Raw genomic sequence first — 22,590 nt, 5'->3', positions numbered from 1 at the left:
TATTCAATAGGGAAGTGAAGTGTTGTTAAGATATCCACAGATTTTCCTCTAAAATTAGTTATTATTTTCTCTTAAAGATTAATTGTTTACACTTAGTTACAAAACCATAGTAATTTCACTTCAATACAACTTGTTGTAACTCTGCTTAGTCCTTAAACTCATTGAGTTAATTAAAAATGGACTAAAAAATGAAACTCTCAAAAATAGCACTTGCAGTATTATTAGCATCAGGGTTAGCTGCTTGTAATAGCTCAACCCAAGCAATTGATAAAAATACAGTAGCAGAAGTATCAATTCCAGGCGTTACACTCATAGAATCTGTTCAAGCTAATCCTAACGATATCAATATACCTTATAAAAAATATAAACTTGATAATGGTCTAACAGTTATCGTGCATGAAGATCATTCAGATCCACTAGTGCACGTTGATGTTACCTACCATGTTGGATCTGCTCGCGAAGAACTTGGTAAGTCAGGTTTTGCTCATTTTTTTGAGCATATGATGTTTCAAGGATCTGAAAATGTTGCTGACGAAGAGCATTTTAAAATAATCTCAGAGGCAGGTGGTACTTTAAATGGAACTACTAATTCAGATAGAACAAATTATTTTGAAACAGTGCCTGTAAATCAGTTAGAAAAGATGTTGTGGTTAGAGTCTGACAGAATGGGTTTTTTATTAGATGCTGTGACTCAAGAAAAATTTGAAGTACAACGAGAAACTGTAAAAAATGAACGAGGTCAACGAGTCGATAATCGTCCTTATGGTCGTTTAGGTGAGCGTATGGCACAAGCAATGTATCCCGATGGACATCCGTATTCGTGGCCTGTTATTGGATTTATGGACGATCTAAATCGTGTGAATGTTAATGACCTAAAAGCATTCTTTTTGAAATGGTATGGTCCTAATAACGCAACGCTTACCATTGGTGGAGACATCAACGCTAATGAAATATTGCCATTAGTTACTAAATACTTTGCGCCAATCCCAAAAGGCCCTGAAATACCTAAAGTTGAAAAAAAAGCGGTAACACTAAATGCTGATAGATATATATCGATGGAAGATAAAGTTCATTTACCTTTACTGGCAATGAGTTTTCCAACGACTTATGCTCGCTCTGAGGATGAAGCACCACTAGATATACTTGCCGAAATTTTAGGTGGTGGCAATAACTCATTACTTTATAAAAACCTAGTAAAAACTCAACTTGCAGTTCAAGCTAGTGCCAATCACCCATGCCAAGAGTTATCTTGCTCAATTAGTATTTATGCTTTACCAAACCCCACATCAGGTAAAACGTTAGCTGATATGGAAAAAATTGTACGTGATTCATTTACTGAATTTGAAAAGCGCGGTGTTACACAAGACGATTTAGATAAAGTAAAAGCAAAAATAGAATCGGGTGCAATATTTGGCTTACAAAGCGTATCCGGAAAGGTATCTCAACTTGCTGCATCAGAAACATTTACGGGCAATCCAAACTCAACGAAAGCTGAAATTGCACGCTATAACAGTGTGACAAAAGCAGATGTTATGCGTGTATTTAATCAATACATTAAAGGTAAATTTGCAGTTATTATGAGTGTAGTTCCAGAGGGACAAACTCAACTTATAGCCGCTCCAGATAATTTTACTCCTAAGAAGCATGATTTTGGAGGCCCCTCGACAACCTCTGCTGATGATTTAGTCGCCCGAAGAGCTGTTGATACATTTGATCGAAGTGTTCAGCCTGTAGCGGGTGCAAACCCTGCTGTAGACGTACCTGCGCTTTGGCAAACTAAGACCGACAACGGTATTAAAATATTGGGCACTCAAAGCAGTGAAACACCCACTACAGCTGTATTCATTAAAATACCGGGTGGCTTTTATAACGAGCAGACCAGTAAAGTGGGTTTATCGTCGATGACTGCATCGTTAATGAGCGAGTCAACGCAAAACTATACTACAGAGGAAATGAGTAACGCGCTTGAAAAACTGGGTAGCCAAGTAAGCATATACGCTGATAAAACACACACAAATGTATATGTTTCTACCTTGACTAAAAACCTAGACGCAACATTAAAGCTTGTTGAAGAAAAGTTATTTAGACCAGCATTTAATGCCGATGATTTTGAGCGTAATAAAAAGCAAATCGTTCAAAATATTCAACATTCAATGAAGGATGCTGGGTATTTAGCATCTAATACATATAGCAAATTACTATATGGCGACAATATAGCTGCACTTCCAAGTTCTGGAACGCTAAATAGTATTGAGGCTATTACATTAGATGACGTTGAAACTTTTTATAAAGCCAACTTTAAACCACAAGGTGCTCAAGTCATTATAGTATCAGATTTAAGTGAAGCTGCTGTCGAACCAAAAGTTAAATCAGCACTTGCTAACTGGCAAGGGAAAGGCCAAAGTTTTGATGTAGACTTTACCGAGCCTAACGTTCAAACAAACGTAATTTATCTTGTAGATAAACCTGGTGCGCCGCAATCACAAATTCGTATCGGTAAACGCGATATGGTTGAAGATATTACAGGTGAATTTTTTAAAGCTAATTTAATGAACTTTGCGCTTGGTGGTACTTTTAACAGCCGTATCAATCTAAATTTACGAGAGGATAAAGGCTATACATATGGTGCTCGTTCACGTTTTTGGGGTGATAAAACATCAGGTGGTTTTACAGCCTCTGCAGCAGTAAGAGCTGATTCGACTGCTGCGTCTATTACAGAGTTTACTAATGAGCTTAATAACTACGCTCAAAACGGTGTAACAGACGAAGAGCTGATGTTTATGCGTAAGGCAATTAACCAAAAAGATGCGCTTAAATACGAAACCCCTAATGCAAAACTTGGCTTTTTGGCACAAATTTTAGAGTTTGATTTAGAACCTAATTTTGTAAAAGAAAGAAATAAGATTGTTAGCACTATTAGTAAAGAAGAAATTAATGCTTTAGCTAAAAAGCACTTAAATGCTAAAGATATGATTTACCTAGTGGTTGGAGATGCAAAGACATTGCGTCCAGAGCTTGAGAAATTAGGTATGAAGGTTGTTGATTATAGCCTTTAATATTTAATTGAATAATCGGTATGATAAAGCAGCTTTTTAGCTGCTTTAATTTTATCTCTTCTCTATTCAGGGCTTATAAATATTTTACTTGTTAACCTATATAAAACTTCCAGAAAAAGAGGAGGATTTATGGCAAGTGGATGGGCGCGAGATGGCGCAATTCAAGAGCAAATAGATGCAAGTGTTAACGATGCAGTACAATATGCAAGAAGAAACTTAATCACTGGAGCTAGTGCTGAGATTTGCGATGAGTGTGACGAGAAAATACCACAAGCAAGAAGGCTAGCATTACCAGGCGTACGCTACTGCATTTCATGCCAAGCAGAATTAGAAGGACTACCAAGCAATTCTAACGCGTTCAATCGCCGTGGTAGTAAAGATAGTCAATTACGATAAAGGTGCCCAGGGCACCTTTTTTTTTGGGTAAAATATTACACATTATTATTTATGATTTTTTCTGAATAAGTTCAATTGCATACCCATCAGGGTCTTTAACGAATGCAATTTGGGTTGTCCCACCTTTAACTGGGCCGGGTTCTCTACTTATATTTCCACCTGCAGCTTTTATGTCATCGCACGCTTTGTATATGTCTTCAAATTCAATTGCGATGTGCCCGTAGGCGTCTCCTAAGCTGTAACTACTTTGATCCCAGTTGTATGTTAGCTCAAGGACGGTTGTATCTTTTTCGTCGCCATAGCCTATAAAGGCCAACGTGTACCGGTACTCTTCGTTTTCAGAGCGACGTAGCTCTTTCATACCAAGAACATGCGTGTAAAACGCAATGGATTTTTCTAAATCTTTAACGCGAAGCATAGTGTGTAATAAGCGCATGTAAGTAACCTTAAACTTTATTTGAATGTAGTCGGCCTTTCATTCAGACGTTTTGAAATACGTTTTTTATAGAAGGCGAATTGCTTTGTTAGTTTGAGATTATATAAGGGCAGCACATGTTTATTACAACCAATAAAACGTCCATTTAGTATTTAAGTATGAATAAATAAAACATTTATTATTTATATGTGAGTTAACAACTTAAATTAATTACCAATTTTAAATAAAAATGCGACTGGTTAGCCAATTTTTACGCTTATTGGTCAACCTGTCACTGAAAGTTTATTTTAATATTATTTAACAATGCTTTTACACGAAGAGTTAGGTTTTAGCTTTTATCTTTTTGTAATTGTTGAGTATTTTTATTTCTATTAGCATTTGGTTGTAACTGGCTAATTTACAAAAAGCAACTTATTGGTTGACAATAAATGCATTTGGTCATAATGTTTGTGCATACCAATTGGTAACCTCTTTAACGTTGTTACTAAATGGGTTAGCAATCAATCAGAGTTACACTAAATTTTAAATTTAAATAAGAGCATAAAAAAATGCAAAACCAATGAAAATTTGGTTCAACATTTTTACTTTCACAAAGTACAAAAAACTTATTTATTTAACTAAATACAGTGGCTCTACTGAATTAAATAAAAGACAGAGCGTACCTATTTTATGGGGTAAATCATTACTCATTATCATAAAAGTTTGCGCCATCATATCTAGGAGTTTTTCATGTCAAAACCTGTAATCGGTTTCATCGGTCTAGGCCTTATGGGCGGCAATATGGCCGAAAATTTACAAAACAAAGGCTATGAGCTGATTGTTATGGATTTAAGCAAAGATGCAGTTGCTGCATGTGTTGCTCGAGGCGCAAAAACAGCAAGCACGGCGAAAGAACTTGCTTCAGGTGCAGATATTGTAATGCTTTGTCTAACAACTTCAGCTGTTGTTGAAAAAATTGTTTACGCAGATGATGGTATTTTAGCTGGGATCAAAGAAGGCGCAGTGCTTGTGGACTTCGGTACATCGATACCATCTTCAACTAAAAAAATTGGTGCTGACTTAGCTGCTAAGGGTGCTGGTATGATTGACGCGCCATTAGGTCGTACACCTGCACATGCCAAAGATGGTTTATTAAATATTATGGCGTCTGGCGATATGGCGACCTTTAATAAAGTGAAATCTGTATTAGAAGACCAAGGCGAGAACGTTTTTCACTTAGGTGATTTAGGCGCTGGCCACACAACTAAGTTAATCAATAACTTTATGGGAATGACGACTGTATGTGCTATGTCACAAGCGTTTGCTGTTGCAGAGCTTGCAGGTGTAGACCGTCAGCAATTGTTCGACATAATGTCTACTGGTCCGTCAAACTCCCCATTTATGCATTTTTGTAAAAACTACGCGGTTGATAATGTAAGCGACTTGGGTTTTTCTATCGCCAATGCAAATAAAGACTTAGGCTATTTTTTACAAATGGTTGAAGATTTAGGCACTCAATCAAAAATTGCTGAAGGTTCGTCTGCTAACTTACAAGCTGCATTTGACGCAGGTATGGGCCAAGGCAACGTGCCAGAGATATTTGATTACTTCAAAAAACTAGAAAAGTAATTCTTTTCTAGCTTTAAAGCGCTTTAAGCTTATGACTTAAAGCGCTTCAACACACATGACACCAATTGACTTAAGTCTTTATGTATTGTCAGTCTATTTAACCCTGATAGCGCATTTACTTAGTCACAACGAAAAAGAGTTAACTATGCGTTTGATTAATACAATAAAGCTTAGTCTAGTTCTCATCGGTTGCCTATCAACACACATAGCGGCCAAAGATTATTTTGTAGAGGACCAACAGGCTTTCAACGATATTGCAGCAAACCTACTTGCAGGCGATAAAGTTATTCTTAAAAATGGAACTTGGTCTGATTTTGAAATTTTATTACAGGGCCAGGGTAAAAAAAATGCACCTATTACGTTAACAGCTGAAACACACGGCAGCGTTATTTTATCAGGCCAATCTAATCTTCGTCTTGCGGGTCAATACCTTGAAGTGTCGGGTTTAGTTTTTAAAGGTGGCTATACACCCAGTTCTGCAGTAATTGAGTTTCGTCGTGATAAAAAAGAGTTAGCTTACCACTCACGTGTTACCAACGTTGTGATCGACAATTACAATAATCCAGATAAGCGAGAGTCAGATTATTGGGTAGCGCTATACGGCCAACACAATAGATTTGACCACAGTCACCTAGTGGGAAAAAGAAATAAAGGTGTGACAGTCGCTGTTCGATTAAATACTCCTCAAAGCCAACAAAATCATCACAAAATTGACAATAATTATTTTGGCTACCGTCCTACATTTGGATCCAATGGTGGCGAAACACTACGAATAGGTACAAGTCATTATTCTTTAACTGACTCGTATACCTTGGTTGAAAACAACTACTTTGAGCGCACTAATGGTGAAGTTGAAATAATATCTGTTAAGTCAGGTAAAAATACCCTTAAGAATAACTTGTTTTATGAAGCTCGAGGCACACTAACGCTACGCCATGGCAATGGTAATCTAATAGAAGAAAACGTATTTATTGGTAATGGTGTTGATCATACTGGCGGTATTCGCGTAATCAACAAAGACCAAATTATTAAAAATAACTACCTAGAAGGGTTAACTGGCTACCGCTTCGGGAGTGGTTTCACTGTAATGAATGGCGTACCTAATTCGTCAATTAATCGCTACCATCAGGTAGAAAACGCCACAATCGAAAATAATACATTCGTAAATGTACGTCACATACAGCTCGCGGCAGGAAGTGATGCTGAACGCAGTGCAGTCCCAATAAACAGCACAATGAGCAACAATTTGATTGTAAATCAAAGTGGTAATCAGCCGTTTACAACATTTGACGACGTGACTGGTTTAGTCCTTAGTAATAATGCTGCCAATACCAATGCGTTAGATGAGCTAGCTTATGGTGTAGAAAAGCAAGATATAAAGCTAAAAAAAGCCAAAAATGGATTATTTTACCCAGTATCTAAAAAGTTAAATGTAGGCGTAAAACGCGACTTAAAAGTATTAAAAAAAGAAGAGGTAGGTGTTAGTTGGTATCCTAAAACACCTGCATTAACAGCATTTGATTCGGGCAAAAAAATCAATGTTAAAGCGGGTGCAGATGCTTTATTAAATGCTATTGAAAATGCTAATACAGGTGATGTATTGGTATTGGCACCTGGTCAATACGATATTTCTAAATTAGTAAAAATAAACAAAACACTCACCATAAAGGCAAAGAAAGAAGGCCAATCAAAGCTTACCTTTCAACGTTCTACCTTATTTGAAATTCATGATGGCGGCAGCTTAAAAATCCATGGTTTATCAATTTCAGGTGAGAACGCGCCTGACGCCATTGGTAACAGTGTGGTTCGTACACAAAAGTGGGGAATGATAGAAAATTACCGCTTTGAAATGACAAATACAGCAATCAATGCATTAGATATTAATCATTCATTTCATTTTTTCGTCACTGGTAAAGGGGCTATGGCCGATACCATTGTATTAAATAATAATACATTTAATGAAATTACGGGCGATGTATTACGCCTAAATACAGAAATCGAAGACTTAGGTGTTTACAACGCAGAGTACGTGACGGTTACCGGCAATAGCTTTAAAAATGTAAAAGGCAGTTTAGTAAAACTCTACCGAGGCGGTTCTGACGAAAGTACATTTGGCCCTCATTTTGAGATGAAAAATAATACGCTTAACAATGTTGGCCTTGGTAAACGCAATAAAGAAAAAGCCAGTATTTATGTTCATGGTGTGCAGGTTACTAATATTGAAAATAACGAGTTTACTAATTCAGCACCCATAGTCGTTGAGCATACTGTTGGCGAGCCAATCACAAAAGTATTAAAAAATACATTTAAAGAAACACCCGCCCCAAGTGTAAAAGAACTAAGAGTTGAAGGTCCGCATACCGCAATTCTTGAAAATAACAACGTGATAAATGAGGGGCAGTAAACTGATGAATTTTTTTAAACGAACAACACACATAAAAGCCGCTTTTTTAGGTTTATTTTCATTGTTACTGTCATCAGTAGCCAGTGCTGGGTCGCATCCAAACCTTGTAATCACAATTGACGATGTAAAGCTCATGCGCCAAGCAATAAAGGGTGAGGGGCAGTTTGCAACGGCGTATAACGATTTAAAAGCGCAAGTAGATGAGCAAATAAAGCAGCCTATCACGGTGCCAGTACCAAAAGATGGTGGGGGCGGCTACACCCACGAACGCCATAAAAAGAACTATCAGGTAATGTACAACGCGGGGATTATTTATCAATTAAGCGAAGACGATAAATATGCTGCTTATGTTCGCGACATGCTGCTTGAATACGCAGCTCTTTATCCAACACTTGACGTTCATCCAAAGCGTAAAGTTAAATCACAAAACCCTGGCAAGCTATTTTGGCAAAGCCTGAATGAAGCTATGTGGCTTGTTTACACTATACAAGCTTACGACCTTATTTATGATTCATTAAGCGCCGCACAGGTAAAAGTAATAGAGGATGATTTAATACGCCCTGTTTCATTGTTTACATCAGAGGGGCAACCGTCAACGTTTAATAAAGTACACAATCATGGTACATGGGCCACGGCTGGTGTAGGTATGGCGGGTTATGTATTAGACGAGCCAGAGTGGGTGGAAAAATCGCTATACGACCTAGACAAGTCGGGTAAAGGTGGCTTTATTAAGCAATTAGAAATGCTGTTTTCACCACAAGGCTACTACAACGAAGGGCCGTATTATCAGCGTTTTGCATTATTGCCATTTGTTACGTTTGCTAAAGCAATAGAGAATAACGAGCCGCAACGTAATATTTTTGAATACCGCGATGGTGTGCTACTCAAAGCGATTGATACCACTATTCAACTTAGCTACAACGGTTTATTCTTCCCAATTAATGACGCTATAAAAAGTAAAGGTATCGACACTATTGAGCTGGTTCATGGCGTTACAGCAGCTTATGGGCTAACAAACGACACCGGTTATTTAGATATTGCGAAAAAACAAAACCAGACAATTTTATCTGGCGATGGCTTGAAAGTAGCTCAAGCGCTAGACAATCAAATGCAAACACCTTACGAGTTTAGATCTGTAGCGTTTGGTGATGGTAATGATGGTAAGCAAGGCGCGCTTGTGGTTATGAGAACGCAAGTAGGTGGTGATCAAGCTGTTTTATTTAAACCTGCGGCACAAGGTTTAGGCCATGGCCATTTTGATAAATTGACTTGGCAATTTTATGATCGAGGTAACGAAATTGTATCTGACTATGGCGCGGCTCGTTTTTTAAACGTTGAAGCTAAGTTTGGTGGTCGTTATCTTCCAGAAAATGAAACCTACGCCAAGCATACCGTTGCACACAATACAGTTGTGGTAGATGAAACATCTCATTTCAATGCTAATGTAAAAATGGGGAACAACAATCACCCAACACTAAATTACTTCACTACCAATGAGTTTGGTACTGTGGCAAACGGTTCAATTAGCTCGGCTTACAAAAATGTAGAGCTAGAGCGAACCCTTGCTTTAATAAACTTACCAGAGCTTGATAGCACTATTACGTTAGATATTTTTAATGCCAATGCCAATGCTAAGACTAAACATCAATTTGATTTACCCCTTCACTACAAAGGGCAGCTCATTGACACAAGTTTTGACTTAAAAGCGAATGCATCACAGCTATCTGCATTAGGCAGTAATAATGGTTACCAGCATTTATGGCTTAAAGCACAAGCAACACCTCAAAGTGGTCTTGCTAAGGTGACATGGCTCAATGATAACGGACGCTTTTATACGCAAACAAGTTTAGTTTCGGGTGATGAAGAATTTTTGTTTACTCAAATTGGTGCAAACGATCCACACTTTAATTTACGTAATGAAAATGGCTTTATTCGTCGCGTAGAAGATCAAAAACAGCATACGTTTGTATCTATCTTAGAGCCTCACGGTGAATATAACCCTAGTAAAGAATATACCCTAGAGGCTGTTAGCCGTGTGTCAGCTGCCAACTATATCGAGCAGGGTAATTTAATGCTCGTGCATTTAATCATTAAGAACAAAGCCTACTTAGTCGCTATTAATAAAGCGCACAGCAAAGCAAGCAACACATTCACATTTAAAAATAAGTCATTCACCTTAAACGACCGACTTGGCGTTTATGCGTTGAAGAATAATTAGGAGTAATTAGGATGCAAAAGCAAAGTGCACATTTTTCATTTGGTGACAAAACTGAAATTGAAGATTTAGGCAATGGTTTAAAGCGTCAAATGTTAGGTTTTAACGAAGAGCTTATGGCCGTTAAAATTTGGTTTGAAAAAGGCGCAATTGGTTATAACCATGCCCATAGACACTCACAAGTAACCTATGTAGTTGAAGGTGAATTTCACTTTAACATTGACGGCGTCACTGAAATTTTAAGACCCGGTGACAGCTGTTTTATTCCCCCGTTTGCAGATCATGGCGCTACATGCCCAACAGGTGGTATTTTAATCGATACTTTTAGTCCAGCTCGTGAAGACTTTCTTGAGGAATAATTATGCAACTTAAAGGCTTACGCTGGTGGGTTATTGCGTTAATCGCGTTAGCAACCATCATTAATTATATCGACCGCCAAGCACTTAGTGTGCTTTGGCCGGATATTGTAGAAGAAATGTTCCCTGATGAATCAGCATTAGAACGTAAACAAATATACGCAAATATTTCCATCGTGTTTGTATTTGCCTACGCATTTGGCCAAGCTATTTTTGGTAAAATATTTGACTGGGTGGGCACCCGTTTTGGTTTTGTTTTATCAATTGGTGTGTGGTCGTTGGCAACCATTGCGCATGCATTTGCACAAGGTGTTTTAAGCCTGAGTATTTTTCGTGCCATTTTAGGGGTAGCTGAAGCCGGTAACTGGCCAGGTGCTGCCAAGGGAAACGCTGAGTGGTTCCCAACTAAAGAACGCGCACTCGCACAGGGTATTTTTAACTCTGGTGCTGCAATTGGTGGCATTATCGCTATTCCTCTAATCGCTTACTTAACAGTGTATTTTAGCTGGCAAATGGTGTTTGTTTTTGTAGGTGCCTTGGGTTTTCTATGGTTAGTTCCATGGTTAATTTTAGTAAAAGCGCCACCAGGTTCTCACCCTTGGATAAGCGAAGAAGAGCGCGAGTACATTTTAACAGGTCAAAGACGTGTTGATGACAACGGCGATGTAACAGGCGAAGATGAAGAAGAATATAACCCTTCTACTGGCGAGTTGCTTTCACGTAAACAAAGCTGGGGTGTAATTATAGCTTCTGCGGCGATTGACCCAATCTGGTGGTTATTTGTTTTCTGGATCCCTATTTATCTAAACGAAGTGTATGCCATGGATGTTAAATCTATTGGTATATATGGCTGGGTTCCTTATGTAGGCGCAATGTTTGGTGCATGGTTTGGTGGTCTACTTGCTCAAAATAGACTTAAATCAGGTTGGAATACTGACAAAACACGCAAGCTCACTATTACACTTGGTTGTTTAATCATGCTTCCTGCATTACTTGCCATGGCTAACCCAGGTGGACCAACAACAGCTGTTCTTATCATGGCCGTTATTTTGTTTGGCTTTCAAACAGCTATTGGTAATGTTCAAACTTTACCAAGTGACTTACTGGGTAAAAAAGCAGTAGGTACCTTATCTGGTTTTTCTGGCATGGCTGCAAAACTAGGTGCGGTAGGTCTTACGTCACTTGTACCAATATTAACCGCTGATGGTAATTATGCTCCGGCATTCATAATTGGTGCATCACTTGCCATTATAGCAATGGCTGCAGTGTGGATTTTAATCCCTAAAATTGAACCTCTTAAAAAGCCTGATTAATCTGCTTCAACTGCTATGCCAACACGGTAGTGCTTGTGCATAGCAGTTAGTTACAAAGGATACTTTTAAAAATGAATACTATTTATTTTATGGGTGAATGCATGGTAGAGCTCAGGGCTATGAGCGCTGCTACGTTACATCAATCTTTTGCAGGCGATGTATATAATTCAGCGGTATATTTGAAACGCTGTTTTCCTGAAATAAGCACATCTGTAATTACGGCTTTAGGGCAAGACAACCTAAGTAAAAAAATGCGCGAACGCTTTGAAAGTGAACAGCTTGATACACAGTATGTATTTAGCCACGAAAGCAAAGTGCCCGGCATGTACTACATTGAGACAGATGAGCACGGTGAGCGAAGCTTTATTTATTGGCGAAGTGATTCTGCGGCTAAAAAAACAGTTGAGTTTTTAAATACCGAGTGCGTTGACCAATTATGCCAAGGTGATATGTTTTTCTTCTCAGGGATTTCTTTAGCCATCATAGACAAAACATCACGAGAGCAATTCTGGAAGGTTTTAGAGCAACTAAAAAGTGCTGGGGTTAAAATTGTATTTGATCCTAACTACCGAGCTCGTTTATGGGACAGCGTAGAGGATACTAAGGCGCAGTATCATTTAGCATTTGGCCTTGCAGATATAACTCTACCAGGAGTTGAAGACCTAACAATATTATATGATGTTCACAGCGTTGAGGCGGTAATTGAGTACTTGAAGCCATATCAAATTAATGAGGTTGTGGTTAAAAATGGTCCAGAATCTGTTATTACACAACAAAACAACACACTTCAAAGCCACACAATAATACCTGTCACCACAGTGGTAGATACAACGTCAGCAGGCGATGCCTTTAATGGTGTTTATTTAGGAGCTCGACTTTCAGGTAAGTCAATTGCGGCAGCAGTTCAACTTGGCGCTAAAGCAGCCGGAGCTGTGATTCAACAACCGGGTGCAATTGCACCAAAAGATGTTTTTCAACATGCAATGGTTGAAGCTGGTATCTAATAAAATTTAAGGCCTCCATACCCCGGCCAAACTACTTAAAATAAAGGAACAACGTTATGACTCGCTTTTCTGAACTTATGTCAGGGCAAACTCTGCTACCTATAATTCAAGCTGATACCCCAGAGCAGGGTGTTCAAATTGCAAAAGCTATGGCTAAAGCAGGCCTTACTTTGGTTGAAGTTGTGCTAAGAACAGACGCCTCAATTGATGCTTTAAAAGCGATTAAAGAGCAAGTCCCAGAGCTTAAAGTTGGCGCAGGTACCGTTATTAACGAAGCTATTTTACAGCAAGCAATTGAAGCAGGTTCTGATTTTATTGTAACCCCAGCGGTATCTCCTAAATTACTAACTGCACTCACAAAGTGTGGTGTTCCTGTTTTACCCGGCGTATCAAATACCGGCGATATTCTTATGGCGCTAGAGTATGGCTTTGAGGAGCAAAAATTATTCCCTGCATCGCTAGCCGGAGGAGCTCCGTTTGTGTCGGCTGTCTCGAGTGTATTTAGAGCGGTTAGCTTTTGCCCAACGGGTGGGGTAAGTGAAAGTAACAAAATGGATTATCTTTCTTTAAATAACGTATTTGCTGTAGGTGGTACATGGGTTGCTAAAAAGGAATGGGTTGCACAAGAAAACTGGCAAGCTATTACAGACTCATGTATTCAAGCAATAAAATAGCAGGGAGCGCTAAAATGAACGATTTATCTCAAACTATTTTACCTGGCGTAATAGTGGGTGACGAGGTAAGTGCAATATATAACCATGCGCGTGCTAACCAGTATGCGCTGCCAGCTGTAAATGTAGTTAGCACAACCTCAATTAATGCAACTCTTGAAGCCGCTAAAAAACTGAAGTCACCGGTTATTATTCAGCTTTCAAATGGGGGTGCACAGTTTTTTTGTGGTAAAGGCCTCTCATTACCAGAACAACAAGGTGCAGTACTTGGTGCGGTGAGCGCAGCTAGGTATGTACATAGTGTTGCGGCGCACTACGAAATCCCCGTTATGCTTCATACCGATCACGCAGCCAAAAAATTATTACCATGGATTGATGGTTTGTTGGATGAGGGTGAAAGGCATTTTAGATTGACAGGTAAGCCGTTGTTTAGCTCACACATGATCGATTTATCTGAAGAGCCGCTAGAAGAGAACATAGAGATATGTGAGCGCTACTTAGCACGCATGGCTAAAATAGGGATGACACTAGAAATTGAGCTTGGTTGTACAGGCGGAGAAGAAGACGGTGTTGATAATTCTCACCTTGATAGCTCAGCGCTTTATACGCAGCCAGAAGATGTTGCTTACGCTTATGAACGCTTAAGTGCTATTAGTCCTAATTTTATCATTGCCGCTTCTTTTGGCAACGTGCATGGTGTTTATAAACCAGGAAATGTTGTCCTTACGCCTACTATTTTAAAAGATTCGCAAGCATATGTAGCGAAAAAATTTAGTTTACCGAGTAATTCAATTAACTTTGTATTTCATGGTGGCAGTGGTTCAGAGGAAGAAAAAATTGCAGAGTCATTAACGTATGGTGTAGTTAAAATGAACATTGATACCGATACGCAGTGGGCATGTTGGAACGGTGTTTTAGATTACTACAACAGCAACGAGGCCTACCTACAAGGTCAAATTGGTAACCCTAACGGTGATGATAAACCTAACAAAAAGTACTATGACCCACGCGTGTGGCTTCGTCACTCTGAGCAGCATATGGTAACAAGACTCATCCAGTGCTTTAAAGATCTTAATTGTGTAAATCGGTATAGCTTATGAAAAGACTCAATACAGTATTAAAAGAAGATGGTGTAAGAACGGATCTAATTTTACTTATCCGTACTATTTTAGCCACAAGTAAAGAGATTGCGTTTAGGGTTGGTCAAGGTGAACTTGCAGGTGTTTTGGGTTCCACAATGAATGAAAACATTCAGGGTGAAGTTCAAAAAAAACTAGACATAATTGCCAACCAATTACTTAAAGATATTCTTCTTGACGACAGCTCTGTAAGAACCGTTGCCTCTGAAGAAGAAGATCATGCGGTTGGTGGCCACCCTGAAGGCACTTTTATTGTTGCTTTTGATCCACTCGATGGCTCTTCTAATATTGATGTAAATGGTCAAATAGGCACAATATTTACTATTTATTTGGCAAGAGACGACGTACCTTTTGACAGTGATGAGCAGTTTAACCAACCGGGTGTAAGCCAAGTGTGTGCAGGCTATGTATTATATGGCCCTTCATCATTGCTCGTAATGACCACCGGTGGGCCAACACGCTGTTATACCCTTGACTCAACACATGGTGGGTATTTACTCACTAATCCACAACTACAAATTCCTTCGCAAAGCCGAGAGTTTGCCGTAAATATGGCAAATTATCGTTACTGGGATGAGCCTACACAAGTGTACTTTGACAAGTTGCTTTACACATCTGAAAGCTTTGAAAAAAGCTCAATCCGATGGAATGCGGCAATGGTAGGTGATGTACACCGGATATTATGTCGCGGTGGCTTATTTTTATACCCGCAGGATAAACGCGTTGGTAATGACAATGGCAAAATTAGGCTTTTATATGAAGCCAACCCGCTTGCAATGCTCGTAGAAAATGCGGGAGGCAAAGCCACATCGCGTGGCGCTCGAATTTTAGATATAACTCCTGACGATTTACATCAACGAGTTCCCGTTACTTTAGGCTCGATTGAACCCGTTGAATATTTTAACAATTCAGCGCTAAGCTAATTCGATACCCTTCACTTCGGTTATTTAGTAACAGAGAAAGCTTTTCTCTGTTACTTTCCTTTTCAACTAATTACTTATCTTCTTGTTCTAGCAATTCTATTAATACGCTCATTAGTTAAATAGTCATTTGTATTTTAGAGTCATTATTGTAAAGCCAATTGGAAAAAATTTATTTTTTGTCAATGCTGATTTTTGTACATTTATGCATCCTTTAAATAGGTTGGTGGGTTACCTATGTGCCTTGTATAGGTAAAAAGGTACATTGACATCAGTAAATAAGCTGGAAATATCATTTCTATTGTGGTTATATGACCAAGTTGGTTAACAAATTATTTTCAAATAAAGTAAATTTGGTAACAACTAATACGATTATTTGGTAACACACACAATAGCTGGCCAAATATTTAACCTATAAAATGGAGAATAGAGGCATCATGAATTTAAAACACTTTGCACTATGCGCTATTGCAGCGGCAATAGTTGGTTGTGACACTGACGCAAACAACAATGACAACGAACTGGGCTCTATTGCTCTGTCAGGAACAGCCACAAGCGGTCAAACATTAACAACAAACGTGTCAGATCCTGATGGTATATCAGGAACTGTTTCTTATTTTTGGTATGCAGATAACGAAGTAATAGAAGGCGCTAATAGCGCATCGTTTACACTTACGGACGATCAAATTGGTTTAGCTATCACAGCTCAAGCTAAATACACTGATGATGGTGGTGTTAACGAGTCACATATTTCAGATCCGACCTCTGACGTAGCAGCCATTGCATTTCCAGCAAGCGTAACAATAACAGGTGATGCACTTATCGGGTCAGAGCTGACCGCGAATGTTGAAGACGAAAATGGTTTTGATAGTTTAACAGTTGTATACGAGTGGTTGGCGGATGACGTAGTAATTGAGGGAGAAGTTCTTTCGTCACTCATGCTTACTGAAGCACAGTTTAATAGCGTGATCACCGTTACAGCATCGTTTGAAGACGATCGTGGGTTTGCTGAGTCAGTGACGTCTGTTGGCACTGCGCCTGTTGCGCGTGTTAATGCGCAAGGTGATGTAGCAATTAGTGGCACACCCACAGTGGGTAATACGCTTAGTGCTGATATTACTGATATGGATGGTGTATCTGGCGAAGTCATTTATCAATGGTTTGCTGACGATGAAGAAATAGTTGGTGCAAACCAAAGCGAATATATTGTAGAGGCTGCTTTAATTGGGCAAGCTGTATCGGTAAAAGTGACTTATACAGATGACAATGGTTTTGTAGAAGATAATACATCAGAAAAAACAATTCCCGTATCGGCTGTTGCGGTTGATGAAGCGGGAAGTATTACAATTATAGGCACATCACCTTACTTAGTTAGCGGTGAATTAACAGCGCAACTAACAGATAATAATGGTATTGAAGAAACAAATGTTACCTATAGCTGGTTTGCCGATGGCGTTGAAGTAGCCGATACAAACAGTAATACGTTTTCACCTGCGGCATATGCGGGTGCAATTATATCTGTGAGTGCTTCTTATACCGATAACGACGGATTTGAGGGTTCTGTAAGTGGCTCACTAGAGACGGTAATTTATTCCCAACTTGTTAGCTCACCAACAGAGCTACTAAGTGCGGTAAGTGGCGGCCTTGCTGATGGTGATGTTGTTGGCCTTAATACCGGTGTTTACGCTGATATGGATGAAGTTTTACTCACCAGTGGTGTAACGCTTCGCGCTGTTGAAGAACAAACGCCAGTTATTAGTGGCGAAGTATGTATTCACGTTGCTTCAGGTGTAGAAGGTGCAGCGCTAACAGGCCTTACGTTTAAAAATATAGATACAAAATCAGGCTCATTTTGTGAAACCCAAGAAAGTGCAATTATTTATTCTGAAGGGAATAACTTCGAGTTTACTCAAAACACAATGGATGGCGATGAAGCCGAGTTAAATAATTCGACTTACCACTGGTTAATGATCAAAGGCACGGGCGCGCTAATTGAGCGAAATACATTTAGTAATCGTGATAATGCTGAAAATGGCTCCGTTATTAAAATTGCTTCATCAGGCAGCGACCATGTTGTTCAATACAATTTATTTAGTGGCACCAGTGCGAATCCAAATTTTGGTAACTCAAGCCTTCATTTAATTAATGCGGGTAGTACTACCGGTTCAGATGCAGCTGACGATGCAAACTTTACTATTCAATATAATCGAGTAGAAAACTTTGTAACCGGTCGTCGTTTAATGCGTGTGCAAACATCGGGTGCAACTATCAAAGGTAACACTGTGGTTAACCCTAATGGCGGGATTTCACTAGAAGATGGTGGTTTTAATAACGTGACAGACAACGTTATTATTCGTACTACTGATATTGCAAGCTCTAGCGATCGTCCTGCTGGTGTGCTAATTACACCGCTAGGCCACACAGTTAGTAACAACTACATTGCAGGTATTCGTTCTGGTAATAAAGAGGCTGGTGGAATTGTATTTACAGCAAATCCATTCTCTCAAGCTGATGGCGGTATACCAAACTCAGGCAACCAAGCTGTATTAGATGCGGCGGGTGACTTCACATTAACGGTAACTAACAACACTGTTTTGAACTCTCAGCAACCAATCGTGTTTAGTACTGAAATAGGTTCTCGTGCCCCTGTGGGTGATTGTGATGAACTTACAGTGGATAATGCTCCTGTACTCTATGGCTTAACTAAAAATGCATTTGTCATAAACTTTGATGGAAACCTTATTGCTAATGGCTTAGGTGATCAAACTGATGCAGATACCATTGAAAGTAGCGCCTTAACACAAGGATTATTCTATCCAAATACGCTTGATAGCGACCATGCTTTTGAATACGACTGTGATTTAATCAAGCATGATACATCAGTATTAAGCAACAACTTTGGTTACATGGATAGCCGTGTATCTGGTGATACAAGTGGCGATTGGGTTGCAATCAGAAACCTAAATGGTAACGGCTCATTTGATACCGATGGCGCTATTGATCAAGACCCAGCTGCAAACGGTAAAGAAATACTTGAATATGTATTCGCAGCAAGCACATTACTTGAAACCGACCCAGCAGGTTTACAAGCTGTGGCAGGTGCAAAAGGGCTTTACTACATTCAAGCGAGTGATGTAGGTGTTGGCTCAACATGGGTTGTTAATAACGACTAACCTAAGTAAACACTCTTAATTAAAAAGCCCCTTTTTTGGGGTTTTTTTATGCCTGTGAGTAAAATATGACCGAAAAATGCGTTTGCTTTTCTAATTATTTTTCATTATAACGCCGCCTGACCCCTTGGTAATGCTGGTTTGTGAAAATTGGTATGTTAATTGGTAATGCTTTGGTTGTAAAATTGGTTGATCATCCGTGGTTACTTGAGTATATTAACAACAGTTGTCACATAACTTATACAGATGAATAACAAGTCAACACACAACAATCACACAACAATAACCAACGGAGCATAAAAATGTCGTTGAAGTCTTCAAAAAATAATAAAATGCGTTCAGGTCAATTCGCACTGAGCCCGGTAGCTAAGTGGGTACGAACAGCCGCTATTGCCGGTGTAGCAAGCTCATGTGTATTTTCAGCGCACGCACAACAAGAACAAGCAAAAGCGACTGAGGTCGAGCCTGATGTAGAAATCATCAGTGTTACAGGTACACGCAGAACAATTCAAGATCAAATAGCCATAAAGCGCGAAGCCACAACCGTTGTTGATGGTCTTTCATCTGAAGATATTGGTGATTTACCCGCTTTATCGATAGGTGAAGCATTAGAGTCTATTACAGGCGCAGCATCGCATCGTGAAAATGGCGGTGCGACAGAAATTACCATTCGCGGCCTAGGCCCATTTTTAAGTGCAACACACATAAACGGCCGTGAAGCGACCAATGGTAGCGGTGACCGCTCAGTAAACTTTTCACAATTTCCATCAGAACTTGTAAAAAAAGTAGCTATTTATAAAACCCAAGATGCTTCGATGATTGAAGGTGGGGTTGCGGGTGTTATCGCACTTGAAACGGTTACCCCATTGGATTATGGCAAGCAGCGTTTGCAAGGTGAGGTTAAACTTAACTACAACCCTGACGAGAGTAATGTAGATAACTCACTACAAAGCGATTTAGGTTACCGTGGCACATTTAGCTATGTTGACCAGTTTGAGTTCGATAATGGTCAGGCAGTTGGCTTTTCTTTTGGTGTGCAACGACAAGATATTTCGCAGCCAGAAGCAGAATACCGAAGCTCTAGCCCATCAGGTTCTTCGCTTTGGGCATGTTTAAATGATCCAACAAATACAAATGAAGGTTTTTACCGCAGTAGTGCAGGTGATTGTGAGGATCAAGTAAACGGAAGTAATAACCAAGGTTATGACACAGAAATTGACCCTGACACAGGCAAAGCTGTAAGTGACGGCACTCCATACGCATGGACTGGCAGCAGCCGAAGCTTTCGTCAAAACGAAACGTCAGACGAGCGTGACGCTGTATTTTTTGCCTTTCAGTACCAGCCGTCTGCAGAATGGGATATTAATTTTGATAGCCAAATTTCTGATAGAACGCAACGAGAAGCACGCCATGATTTAATTTTCTTACAAAAGCGCGCAACACCAGGTGTAACCGGCCCATCACTTGTCACTAACGATGTAGGCGGCATTTTACATTGGGAAGGTGAAGAGCGTATTGAGTCTGCTGGTGAGCAATTTTCTCGTGAAGAAAACTACCGTGGTTACGGCTTAAATATCGAACATACTGTAAATGATAGACTGACCATAGATTTAGATTTAGCGTATTCAAAAACTTCGCGTGAAGAACTGCAAATTTCTAACCGAGGCAGAACCGCTGGACGTAGTTACTTCTCGTGGGATATGGGCGATAACATCCCACATTTTACGCTTACTGATTTTGACGTAACAGATATATCTAATTTTACAGACAGCTTAAGAACGCGTATTGACCGTGAAAACGTGAGAGATAACAAAGTTGTGTCTGCTCGTTTAGATTTTGACTATTTAGTTGATAGCGGTATGTTCACCACAATTCAAGGTGGCGTCCGTACCTCAGAGCTTAGCTTTACACAATTTGGTGGAACGAACGGTAACGGCTCTCGTAATCAATTTACTTTAGGTTCAGGTGCTGAAGCGCTCGATGTGCTTCAAGGTTGTCAAATTGATTTTCCTGAATCAGGCTTTTTGTCTAGTGTGTCAGATGGGAATATCATCACGCATGTAGATAGCGATGGCAATGTGGTAGACACAGGGACAGGCTCTTCATGGGCGACTTACGATAATGAGTGTTTTTCTCAAGCTGTTGTCGCGTCTAATGAGGGGGGAGTATTTGAATACCCTGAGGTTGAATACCAAAACGCAGGAACCATTGACGTAACTGAAAAAACAACTGCTGCTTACTTAATGGCTAATTACGATACAGAAATGTTTGGTAAGTTTATTCGTGGTAACTTTGGTTTGCGTATTGTCGATACTGAAGTTACATCAATTGGTTTTAGAAATAGTTTTGACGTTGTTACCAGTGATACAGGGGTTCTTTCTCTTGTTGAATCAGACACTGGCACACTTGATAAAATAAAAGGGGGCGGTGATTACACCAAGTTCTTACCTAGCTTTAACTTAGTGGTCGATTACAGCGAAGATATTTTATTACGTGCGGGTATTTACCGTGGTATGTCGCGTGCAGACCCTTCTGATTTAGGTTATAGCCGCTCTTTTCAAGAAGACACATCTGATACGGCCACTACAATTAGTGACTTGTTAGTGGGTGTAAACGGCTCTGGTAACCCAGATACGCAGCCTCTAATGTCATGGAACTACGATGCAGCATTTGAGTGGTACCCTAATGAAGATTCAATTTTTGCATTAAGCCTATACTACAAACAGTTCCAAGGCGGCTTTCAACAGCGCACAGTTATTGAAGACTTTGTTGTAGGGGGGGAAACCGTTTCATTGCCTATTACAAATTCAGTAACAAACGACGAAGAGAGTGAGATTTTAGGCCTAGAAACATCATTCTCATACCGTTGGGACAATGGTATAGGTGTTAAGTTTGGTTATAACTATGCCGACACTGATTTTGAATTTGAAGACAGCCTATACGGTGATACATTTGTAACAGACGTTGATGGCAATACAACTCAGCTTAAAGAAGGCATTGTTGAGCCAGGTTCTGTACCAGGGTTTTCTAAGCATGTATTTAGCAGCCAACTTTATTACCAAATAGGTGGCTTTGATACTGCGGTTATTTACAAATACCGTAGTGAGTATTTCCAACCTTATACAAGCAATGGCACACGCTTACGTTATGTTGATTCGGTAGGCGTATGGGAAATGCGTGCATCGTACAAAATTAACAAGCACTTTAGAGTTAAAGCAGAGGCAATTAATCTATTCAGTGCTCCTAAATCTCAAGACTTTTTTGTTGAAGATAACTTAGGTGAAGTAAACGATTACGGCCCACGTTTATTCTTAGGTTTAAGTTATAAACTGTAAAAGTTAGTAACTTATAAAAACCCCCAATTGGTTTAACTAATTGGGGGTTTTTTGTATCTACGTGGATGTGCATACCTTTATCACTGAAATGTCTTAACTAAACCATCTAAACTGATCGCAGATTAAATTCTATTCAACTTTTACAGCCTTTGTTGTAAGCCAAAAAAACTCCTTTGTATTTTTATAAGCGTAAATGCGATTAGTCTGTTTTATTTTTGTACCTTTTTATTCTAGCCAAAAGTCTAATAGATTTTTAATTGGTTAACCAATTTGAGAGCTTTTTATACTTTTATAATTAAAAGCTTTCAGTTTATAGCTAAATAATATAACGGAATAATGAACTTAAAAATACAATCTAACTACTACTATAGTGCTACACACCGGATTTGAAAACTATATGTATTACAGGTGGTTGTATTTTTTTCCTACATTGTTGTAGTTGTCAGGTATGGGGAATTTATTTTTGGTAATAACAAACTTGAATTATTTTATAATATTTGACTTACAACGTGGTTGACCTTTTTGGTTTTGAGTGTAAATATTCAGTTAACCTTTTGTAATACATTA

14 protein-coding genes are annotated in these 22,590 nt (G+C 39.2%); 13 read left to right on the top strand and 1 reads right to left on the bottom strand.

The annotated features are described in order from the left end of the window. The first annotated feature begins 188 nt into the window (after positions 1–188). Both AC27JL_RS18300 and AC27JL_RS18295 read left to right on the top strand, forming a co-directional pair. Positions 189–3,056 carry a M16 family metallopeptidase gene (locus AC27JL_RS18300; protein WP_058428638.1) on the top strand — a complete coding sequence of 956 codons (2,868 nt, stop codon included), beginning with the start codon at positions 189–191 and terminating at the stop codon, positions 3,054–3,056. A 129-nt stretch (positions 3,057–3,185) separates the two neighbouring features. Continuing rightward, on the top strand, positions 3,186–3,452 hold the full coding sequence (locus tag AC27JL_RS18295; RefSeq protein WP_010558061.1) for a DksA/TraR family C4-type zinc finger protein: 267 nt from the start codon (positions 3,186–3,188) through the stop codon (positions 3,450–3,452). Positions 3,453–3,501: 49 nt separating this feature from the next. Here the strand turns inward: AC27JL_RS18295 and gloA are convergent, their stop codons facing one another. Continuing rightward, positions 3,502–3,888 (bottom strand): lactoylglutathione lyase, encoded by a 387-nt coding sequence (gloA, locus tag AC27JL_RS18290; protein ID WP_058428639.1) that lies wholly within the window; start codon positions 3,886–3,888, stop codon positions 3,502–3,504. A 729-nt stretch (positions 3,889–4,617) separates the two neighbouring features. On the opposite strand from gloA, the gene AC27JL_RS18285 reads away from it, so the two are divergent. The 11 genes from AC27JL_RS18285 to AC27JL_RS18235 all read left to right on the top strand — a co-directional run bounded on the left by AC27JL_RS18285 (position 4,618) and on the right by AC27JL_RS18235 (position 22,023). Beyond that, complete coding sequence (locus AC27JL_RS18285; RefSeq protein ID WP_008131457.1) at positions 4,618–5,496, top strand: NAD(P)-dependent oxidoreductase; 879 nt, start codon at positions 4,618–4,620, stop codon at positions 5,494–5,496. Between the two features lie 145 nt (positions 5,497–5,641). Beyond that, positions 5,642–7,900 (top strand): polysaccharide lyase 6 family protein, encoded by a 2,259-nt coding sequence (locus AC27JL_RS18280; RefSeq protein ID WP_487196271.1) that lies wholly within the window; start codon positions 5,642–5,644, stop codon positions 7,898–7,900. Positions 7,901–7,904: 4 nt separating this feature from the next. Further along, positions 7,905–10,118 (top strand): heparinase II/III domain-containing protein, encoded by a 2,214-nt coding sequence (locus AC27JL_RS18275; protein ID WP_487196269.1) that lies wholly within the window; start codon positions 7,905–7,907, stop codon positions 10,116–10,118. Positions 10,119–10,129: 11 nt separating this feature from the next. Beyond that, positions 10,130–10,474, top strand: a complete 345-nt coding sequence (locus AC27JL_RS18270) for a cupin domain-containing protein (protein WP_006794594.1) — start codon at positions 10,130–10,132, stop codon at positions 10,472–10,474. 2 nt (positions 10,475–10,476) lie between these two features. Beyond that, positions 10,477–11,784 carry an MFS transporter gene (locus AC27JL_RS18265; protein ID WP_006794595.1) on the top strand — a complete coding sequence of 436 codons (1,308 nt, stop codon included), beginning with the start codon at positions 10,477–10,479 and terminating at the stop codon, positions 11,782–11,784. A 71-nt stretch (positions 11,785–11,855) separates the two neighbouring features. Next, on the top strand, positions 11,856–12,788 hold the full coding sequence (locus AC27JL_RS18260; RefSeq protein ID WP_487196268.1) for a sugar kinase: 933 nt from the start codon (positions 11,856–11,858) through the stop codon (positions 12,786–12,788). Positions 12,789–12,844: 56 nt separating this feature from the next. Further along, the gene (gene eda / locus AC27JL_RS18255) at positions 12,845–13,462 is read left to right on the top strand and encodes a bifunctional 4-hydroxy-2-oxoglutarate aldolase/2-dehydro-3-deoxy-phosphogluconate aldolase (protein WP_006794597.1); all 618 of its coding nucleotides are present in this window, start codon (positions 12,845–12,847) and stop codon (positions 13,460–13,462) included. A 14-nt stretch (positions 13,463–13,476) separates the two neighbouring features. Beyond that, on the top strand, positions 13,477–14,559 hold the full coding sequence (gene fbaA / locus AC27JL_RS18250) for a class II fructose-bisphosphate aldolase (protein ID WP_487196267.1): 1,083 nt from the start codon (positions 13,477–13,479) through the stop codon (positions 14,557–14,559). Then, positions 14,556–15,521 carry a class 1 fructose-bisphosphatase gene (locus AC27JL_RS18245; protein WP_487196266.1) on the top strand — a complete coding sequence of 322 codons (966 nt, stop codon included), beginning with the start codon at positions 14,556–14,558 and terminating at the stop codon, positions 15,519–15,521. The genes fbaA and AC27JL_RS18245 overlap by 4 nt, the downstream gene beginning before the upstream one ends. A gap of 434 nt (positions 15,522–15,955) precedes the next feature. Further along, complete coding sequence (locus AC27JL_RS18240) at positions 15,956–18,691, top strand: poly(beta-D-mannuronate) lyase (protein WP_277054268.1); 2,736 nt, start codon at positions 15,956–15,958, stop codon at positions 18,689–18,691. Between the two features lie 299 nt (positions 18,692–18,990). Further along, positions 18,991–22,023 carry a TonB-dependent receptor gene (locus AC27JL_RS18235; RefSeq protein ID WP_487196265.1) on the top strand — a complete coding sequence of 1,011 codons (3,033 nt, stop codon included), beginning with the start codon at positions 18,991–18,993 and terminating at the stop codon, positions 22,021–22,023. Positions 22,024–22,590 lie beyond the last annotated feature (567 nt).

It is taken from the genome of Pseudoalteromonas sp. 4NS20-0020 (assembly GCF_057554385.1).
Note: the sequence above shows the minus strand (reverse complement) of the source record. Positions and strands in the feature narration are given on the sequence as shown.